The sequence below is a fragment of the Paenibacillus jilunlii genome, assembly GCF_900102965.1.
Lineage (GTDB): Bacteria > Bacillota > Bacilli > Paenibacillales > Paenibacillaceae > Paenibacillus_AQ > Paenibacillus_AQ jilunlii.
The window spans coordinates 126524-132753 of record NZ_FNGM01000018.1; the positions used below are offsets into that span (position 1 = coordinate 126524).

Annotated in this window: 6 protein-coding genes, 12 tRNA genes and 1 rRNA gene; 2 read left to right on the plus strand and 17 right to left on the minus strand. The window is 47.9% G+C overall.

The features are described 5' to 3' along the window. Position 1 precedes the first annotated feature (1 nt). From BLQ82_RS24860 to BLQ82_RS24870, 4 genes are all read right to left on the minus strand, one after another. On the minus strand, positions 2–1324 hold the full coding sequence (locus BLQ82_RS24860) for a phage tail sheath family protein (protein ID WP_062522754.1): 1323 nt from the start codon (positions 1322–1324) through the stop codon (positions 2–4). Continuing rightward, positions 1324–1500 (minus strand): hypothetical protein, encoded by a 177-nt coding sequence (locus BLQ82_RS32165; RefSeq protein ID WP_167330777.1) that lies wholly within the window; start codon positions 1498–1500, stop codon positions 1324–1326. The genes BLQ82_RS24860 and BLQ82_RS32165 overlap by 1 nt, the downstream gene beginning before the upstream one ends. Next, on the minus strand, positions 1497–1910 hold the full coding sequence (locus tag BLQ82_RS24865) for a phage tail terminator family protein (RefSeq protein ID WP_062522752.1): 414 nt from the start codon (positions 1908–1910) through the stop codon (positions 1497–1499). The genes BLQ82_RS32165 and BLQ82_RS24865 overlap by 4 nt, the downstream gene beginning before the upstream one ends. A gap of 389 nt (positions 1911–2299) precedes the next feature. After that, entirely contained in the window at positions 2300–2815 is a 516-nt protein-coding gene (locus BLQ82_RS24870) for an ArpU family phage packaging/lysis transcriptional regulator (RefSeq protein WP_062522937.1), read from the minus strand. 310 nt (positions 2816–3125) lie between these two features. Here BLQ82_RS24870 and BLQ82_RS24880 point away from each other — a divergent pair, with 310 nt between their 5' ends. Both BLQ82_RS24880 and BLQ82_RS24885 read left to right on the plus strand, forming a co-directional pair. Further along, on the plus strand, positions 3126–3575 hold the full coding sequence (locus tag BLQ82_RS24880; RefSeq protein ID WP_062522749.1) for a transcriptional regulator: 450 nt from the start codon (positions 3126–3128) through the stop codon (positions 3573–3575). Positions 3576–3612: 37 nt separating this feature from the next. Continuing rightward, positions 3613–4026: an ImmA/IrrE family metallo-endopeptidase gene (locus BLQ82_RS24885; RefSeq protein WP_062522746.1), complete on the plus strand. Its 414-nt coding sequence runs from the start codon at positions 3613–3615 to the stop codon at positions 4024–4026. 872 nt (positions 4027–4898) lie between these two features. Here the strand turns inward: BLQ82_RS24885 and BLQ82_RS24890 are convergent. The 13 genes from BLQ82_RS24890 to rrf form a co-directional block, all read right to left on the minus strand. Beyond that, a tRNA-Pro gene (locus BLQ82_RS24890) sits at positions 4899–4972 on the minus strand. Positions 4973–4987: 15 nt separating this feature from the next. After that, positions 4988–5061, minus strand: a tRNA-Gly gene (locus BLQ82_RS24895). Positions 5062–5073: 12 nt separating this feature from the next. Then, positions 5074–5147 (minus strand) — tRNA-Pro (locus BLQ82_RS24900). Positions 5148–5172: 25 nt separating this feature from the next. Then, positions 5173–5249, minus strand: a tRNA-Arg gene (locus BLQ82_RS24905). An 8-nt stretch (positions 5250–5257) separates the two neighbouring features. Beyond that, positions 5258–5332 (minus strand) — tRNA-Gly (locus tag BLQ82_RS24910). Between the two features lie 11 nt (positions 5333–5343). Next, positions 5344–5424 (minus strand) — tRNA-Leu (locus BLQ82_RS24915). A 16-nt stretch (positions 5425–5440) separates the two neighbouring features. Further along, positions 5441–5513 (minus strand) — tRNA-Lys (locus tag BLQ82_RS24920). 5 nt (positions 5514–5518) lie between these two features. Then, positions 5519–5592: transfer RNA gene (locus BLQ82_RS24925), tRNA-Gln, on the minus strand. 52 nt (positions 5593–5644) lie between these two features. Beyond that, positions 5645–5720: transfer RNA gene (locus tag BLQ82_RS24930), tRNA-Val, on the minus strand. A 146-nt stretch (positions 5721–5866) separates the two neighbouring features. Continuing rightward, positions 5867–5941: transfer RNA gene (locus tag BLQ82_RS24935), tRNA-Glu, on the minus strand. Positions 5942–5953: 12 nt separating this feature from the next. Next, positions 5954–6029: transfer RNA gene (locus BLQ82_RS24940), tRNA-Thr, on the minus strand. A 1-nt stretch (position 6030) separates the two neighbouring features. Continuing rightward, positions 6031–6106, minus strand: a tRNA-Asn gene (locus tag BLQ82_RS24945). A 6-nt stretch (positions 6107–6112) separates the two neighbouring features. Next, positions 6113–6229: ribosomal RNA gene (gene rrf, locus BLQ82_RS24950) — 5S ribosomal RNA — on the minus strand. Position 6230: the final 1 nt, after the last annotated feature.

Genomic DNA, 6230 nt, shown 5'->3' on the forward strand with positions numbered 1-6230 from the left:
CTTAGACCACCTTCACTTTCATATATACTTTTTCTACCGAATCGACCGGTTTTACAGCTACATCCAGAACGATGCTGTCACTATCCGTACCGGCAGCAACCACAACATCACTCTGAGCCTTAAAATCTTCAATCGCCCCGATATTCTGCAGCTCATTCATATAAGTCGCACATTGCGACCAGAACAAGGCCCGGCCATCTTCATTATTGGCAACCTTGCCGATGTAGTATGTTTCAAAGATAGACTTCAAATCATTAGCAATCCCATCCAGCACACGGAGTACACGGTTTTTGGAAAAGGCTCTGCCTTTATCCGGTGCATAAGCCGTAAAAGTGTTGATATCCTGCTCGACAACCGCCCGGCCGCCGCTGTAAGTGAAGAGGAATTCACCGCTCAGCAGTGCCTCTGTCGTTTCAGAATGGCTGAGGCGCACATCGGCGTCTACGGCATCGTCATAGGATTGATGAGTCAGGGACTCGTTTACGGCAGCTGCTGCCGTGGCACCGGCTACCCAGGCAACCGCATGCTCCCCATCAATTGTAGTCCCATCGCTCAGTACCACCCCATTTTTCACACTAATAATGCCCTCATGGCCGGCAGCAGCATAATCAGACACTACAGCCTGCACCTTTTTGCCTTCCATATCCCGGAGCCGTTTCACAAAAGTGCTATACAGCGCCTTCAGCGAATTGTCCTTGGACAGCAGCCCGACCGTCTGAAACTCTTGAACCTCAAGGGCGCCCAGGAAATCACTATGCGCTGCGTTCGTTACTGTACCATTGGCTCCACCTGCAAGACGCATACCTGCCGTCAGAGTCAAGCCCTCAGTCCCGTTCTTCTGGAACGTAACATAATCGTTAGCTAAGAGATCATCCGCGTTGCCAACAGTTTGTTTATCCAGCTCTGTTCCGCCTAAGAGTGTTTTCACATCGAACAAAACATTATTTTCAATGTTTTTTTCAATGATTACAGAGATATCATTACCACGCTCGCCGCCATACTTGGCCGTAACCTGCAGACCATTATTCGTTATTGTTGCTTTCACACCTTCATTCAAACGGTAGAGCAGCAAGGTGCTGGCCCGCTTCAGCGCTTCCCGCACCGGCAGCAGAGTGGGATGTCCCAAATCGTAGCCAAGCAGCTTTTCAAAATCTTCCTGGGCTGTAATCTTTGTAATGACTCCCGGTGCTCCCCAAGAAAGAGAAAGCGCGAGCGCTGTAATGCCACGTGTCCCCATTTTGCCAATTGTACTTTGATTTGATGCTACATTCACGTACACCCCGGGGCGCACCTTATTTTGTGTTGTCCATGTTCCACCAGCCATTAGATAACCTCCTTAGTTAAAAAGCTCTTCAGTTGCTCTCTTGCTTCTTCCAGCGTGTAGCTCTGATCCTCCAGTAAAATAACATTCAGCACATCTTTTTCCCCGGGGGAAAAGTGCAGCGAGTTTACAATCTGCTTTGTGCTGAAGGCTGTATCACTAACTTCATTTGTATTCATTTCAGCCTTTCTCCTCCCGTCATATGCCTCATAGGCACCCTCTCAACTGCTGCGGTTTGCAGATAGATCATGAAATCAGCCGTAAACAGCGGCCCTTTCCCTTCTGCTCCTGCCTCCCAAGCCTGTCTGATTACGCGAAAAGCCTCGCCTTCACGCTCCATAGAAGCCAAAGCTTCACTTAATCCATCAGCCATATTCTCCGCATTCAAGCGGCTTCCTTGTTCATAACGGATACCAAAACGGTAGACCGCCAGATATCTGCCTTCCCGCTGCCTGTCCAGCGTTGCCGAGATTAACCCAGGCTCAAAATAAGCAGCCTGCGGTTTTTCCCCGCTGACATATACCGGTACATCCGGAAAGTAGCGGCCAAGGGCAGCATTGATATGATTCCGCAATTGTTGTACAGACATAGTAAGCATCCTTTCCTGGCCCTGCTGGCACGGCCACTGATGGCATTAACTTTTAAGTCCATTAATAACTAACCTTGTATTCCCCCTCTCAAGGGTAAATTAAAAACGGATATCCCCCTCTGCAGGAGTAATATCCGCCTTATAGTGTGGCAGGTGCCAGAAGAAGCTTTCACCGCAAAAATCAGTCATTCGCCTTTCAACATGGCTGAATCCTTGGAGCATTCATGCTCCTGCGGTGTTCTTCTGCTTCATTTGCCATGCTAACATCATACCCCCTTTATTTCCGCATGGAGCCGGTATTAGGACGAGATTAGAGAGAACATTGAGCGGATTCAGGGCGGTTTTTAGGCCGTTAAAACTTAAGTCCCTTTCGATGGTCTGCCACACCCTTAATATACGCTGGGCAGTCTCCTGTTCTTCTGCTCCTCTTGCTTCATAGATGATCCGTTTTTCATTAGTGAATCGAGCGATAACAGCCCCAGGTCCGTCAGTGCGAGCGCCATCTTGTAGAATGCCTTAGACCGTATTTTAACATAGGTATCCTTGCTGACCGGCGGATCGAACACATGGTTGTACACGGTGTAATCATATACCTCATCCCTGCGCATATAGCGTTCCCGCACGAGCTGCTGCTCCCGTTTGTCCAGCCTGTCCACTACAGAATCCATGGCAGCACAGTAGGCTCTTCTTGCGGCAGGAACGTCTACATTATGAGCGGCTATGGCAGCAGTCTGGTCAGTAATGGTATGGGTCGGACCGTGGAATCTCTCGGAGTAGGAATACGTTATCCCCGCTTCCTTTGCTTCAAAAGTAACCGTCTTAAAAATGCGGTACTTCTCCAACATGCTCTCTATAGTGGTTTGAGTACGACGGCGGTCCAGTTCAGGTAAAGAAGATAAATTCATCATCATATATGCACTCCTTTGCATTTGGGCTGGTTTCGGATGATTATTGCAGAAGTTTCCCTAGAGATGTGGTAAAATTCTTCTTGTTCGTATATTGTTCGCCTTTTTCAATAATATACCACTCTATTACCAATTCCGTAAAATCCCATATAAGGCCGTTTATAAAGAGAAAATCCCTATTATCACGATTTATCTTAGATACACGACTGGTATTACCTTTTGGCATTATTATTCACTTCATGTTTACCTATTGACAATAATAGCTTATATTATTATTAATAGAGCAATAGGTGATAAGGAGCGATCAACGATGGCAGAAGAATTCGGCAATTACCTGAGACAGCTTCGGGAACACAAAGGGCTGACAATCAATCAACTGGCCTCTCTGGCAGGCATCAGCGGTGCGCAGATCTCCCGGATCGAAAACGGACTGAGAGGGGTCCCAAAACCAGCTACCTTGCGCAAGATCGCAGAAGCTGCTGGTGTACCCTATGAAGAGCTTATGGAACAGGCAGGCTATTTAGCCGAGGATCTGCAGAGCGGTGCTGAGGATAAGGTTCCGGAATGGGCCACAAGTAAGGATAAACGGGATTTCCGCAAAATGCTGGAGGATGACGGGGAGCTTATGTTTGACGGGATTCCTTTGAACAAAGAAGACAAGCAGCGGATTAAAGATGTACTGACCGGCCTTTTCTGGGATGCCAAGCAGATGAATAAAAGAACTATACCCAAGCACGATTCAAGCAGCGGCAAGAATTGAATAACATCACATACATTAATATGCGCGGGTGAAGAATATGGATGAGATCATCAATAAGTTGATCAAAAAATATAAAACGAACAGCCCCTTCGAGCTCTCCAAAGCCCTGGGCATTCATATTCGGTTCATGAACCTTGGACAGAGTACGAAGGGCCTGTATTACCGGAAGCTTAGACGAAGATTTATCGTGATTCATAATGAGCTTCCTTTGGAGTGGCAGCGTTTTGTTTGTGCGCATGAGCTCGGCCATGACCGCCTGCATAAAGGAATCAACCGGTTCTTTCTGGAGGAGAATTCTTATTTTTCACCTGGAAAGCTGGAACGCCAGGCTAATTTATTTGCCATCAAGCTCTTATCATCCGGGAGTTCACCCGAACACGAGGAGCCTTTATTGAGCTATTACCTGCGGATTGGCATCCCACCGGAAGTCATCTTTTTTTTGGACGAGTAGAGAACGTATGTTCTTTAAAGTGATGAATCGTTAATACTATATACCATTAATTAATATTTCATCGATTAAAAAAACAACACTCCCTCCCCCCGTCATTCACAAAATAATGTAGCAGTTTGGATTTCAGTTTTGGATTTCAGTTTATCATTGCCTGGTGGCCTTTCATGACTCCTCTGATCATATCATGGGAATATGGTAAACTGGTTTGCTCGAGCCATTGCTGCTGCTCCCCACACGTGTTTCTCCCCCTGCCTAGATCTAATCACCCCTGGCGGGTGAATACCAACTCGGAGCTTACGAGGTCCGGATAGTTGCACCATAGGCAAGATTAGCATCTTTTGGCTTGCATCTTTTGGTTTGCATCTTTTGCCTTGCCTAGTCTCACATTGTTATACTACGTGCACAACCCTCGCCCACAAGCTAAGCTTAGAACAGGCTTTGTTGACCGTACGATTTTGTGCAGCTTCCTCCTGCGGACACGATCAGCTCCCTTCACGATTGATCCGCGGCCAATGCGGACAGGAGATCCGTTATTGGGCTGGATTTATCCATTCCGCATGACAATCAGACTGAGATTCCACTTTTTGTCCTATCGCCCCTTATTTTAGGCTCAAACGAACAATATAACGGCTCCTGAGTCCGAATCCGCCAGGAAAACAGGCTTTTTTACAAAACAAGATCTTCTCTGTCCGCTTCAGTCTGCGGATGGAGCCCCATCCCCCGCCCGCTTATATCATCTGAAGCTTCCAAGATATCCACAAGGTTTGGCATTACATAATTTCCGAAACCACAAGAAAAGGAAATCATAATTTCCTAATACAAAAAAACTCTTACAAAAGTAAGAGTTCATTGTCGGCTCAAAAGCCGAATTATCGGGATGACACGATTTGAACATGCGACCCCCTGGTCCCAAACCAGGTGCTCTACCAAGCTGAGCTACATCCCGAAGCGTATAAAATTATGGAGCGGGTGATGGGAATCGAACCCACGCTATCAGCTTGGAAGGCTGAAGTTCTACCATTGAACTACACCCGCACAGGTGTAAAATCGGGATGACACGATTTGAACATGCGACCCCCTGGTCCCAAACCAGGTGCTCTACCAAGCTGAGCTACATCCCGTTAATATATTGCCATTAAATAAAAATGGCGCGCCCTGAGAGATTCGAACTCCCGACCTTTTGATTCGTAGTCAAACGCTCTATCCAGCTGAGCTAAGGGCGCAAAAATTATGGAGCGGACGACGGGAATCGAACCCGCGACCCTCGCCTTGGCAAGGCGATGCTCTACCGCTGAGCCACGTCCGCAAATAAAGTGATGCGCGTGAAGGGACTTGAACCCCCACGTCGTAAGACGCCAGATCCTAAGTCTGGTGCGTCTGCCATTCCGCCACACGCGCATGATACTGATAAAAGTGAGCCATGAAGGACTCGAACCTTCGACACCCTGATTAAAAGTCAGGTGCTCTACCAACTGAGCTAATGGCTCCCATTTGGCAGGGGATATAGGATTCGAACCTATGATGACGGAGTCAGAGTCCGTTGCCTTACCGCTTGGCTAATCCCCTATGATGGATACCTATAGTGTGCCCACAATCACTTTCAATATGAGAACGATTATGGTGGAGGCTGAGGGGTTCGAACCCCCGACCCTCTGCTTGTAAGGCAGATGCTCTCCCAGCTGAGCTAAGCCTCCATATGTATGGTTGTCCTCAAGGGAAAATAATTGGTGACCCGTATGGGATACTCTCCACTCCGTTACGAGATTGCGAAGTATTCCTTACGAAGCCGGTGCTTCAACGAACCCAATGGATTCTCATCCCAGAATTCGAAGATGTAAACTGGTGACCCGTATGGGATTCGAACCCATGTTACCTCCGTGAAAGGGAGGTGTCTTAACCCCTTGACCAACGGGCCGCAAAAAATTTGTGGAGCTCTCAACCGGATTCGAACCGGTGACCTCTTCCTTACCATGGAAGCACTCTACCTACTGAGCTATGAGAGCATGGCTCCCCGAACAGGACTCGAACCTGTGACAACTCGATTAACAGTCGAGTGCTCTACCAACTGAGCTATCAGGGAATATATGCTTGGCGGCGTCCTACTCTCCCAGGACCCTTCGGTCCAAGTACCATCGGCGCTGGAGGGCTTAACGGTCGTGTTCGGGATGGGTACGCGTGGAACCCCTCCGCTATCGCCACCAAAC

What these genes read in the sequence shown, in the direction of transcription:
- BLQ82_RS24870 (WP_062522937.1), bottom strand. Translation starts at nt 2,815, where the DNA reads ATGAATTTATCTTCTTTACCTGAACTGGACCGCCGTCGTACTCAAACC.
- BLQ82_RS24880 (WP_062522749.1), top strand. Translation starts at nt 3,126, where the DNA reads ATGGCAGAAGAATTCGGCAATTACCTGAGACAGCTTCGGGAACACAAA.
- BLQ82_RS32165 (WP_167330777.1), bottom strand. Translation starts at nt 1,500, where the DNA reads ATGAATACAAATGAAGTTAGTGATACAGCCTTCAGCACAAAGCAGATT.
- BLQ82_RS24865 (WP_062522752.1), bottom strand. Translation starts at nt 1,910, where the DNA reads ATGTCTGTACAACAATTGCGGAATCATATCAATGCTGCCCTTGGCCGC.
- BLQ82_RS24860 (WP_062522754.1), bottom strand. Translation starts at nt 1,324, where the DNA reads ATGGCTGGTGGAACATGGACAACACAAAATAAGGTGCGCCCCGGGGTG.
- BLQ82_RS24885 (WP_062522746.1), top strand. Translation starts at nt 3,613, where the DNA reads ATGGATGAGATCATCAATAAGTTGATCAAAAAATATAAAACGAACAGC.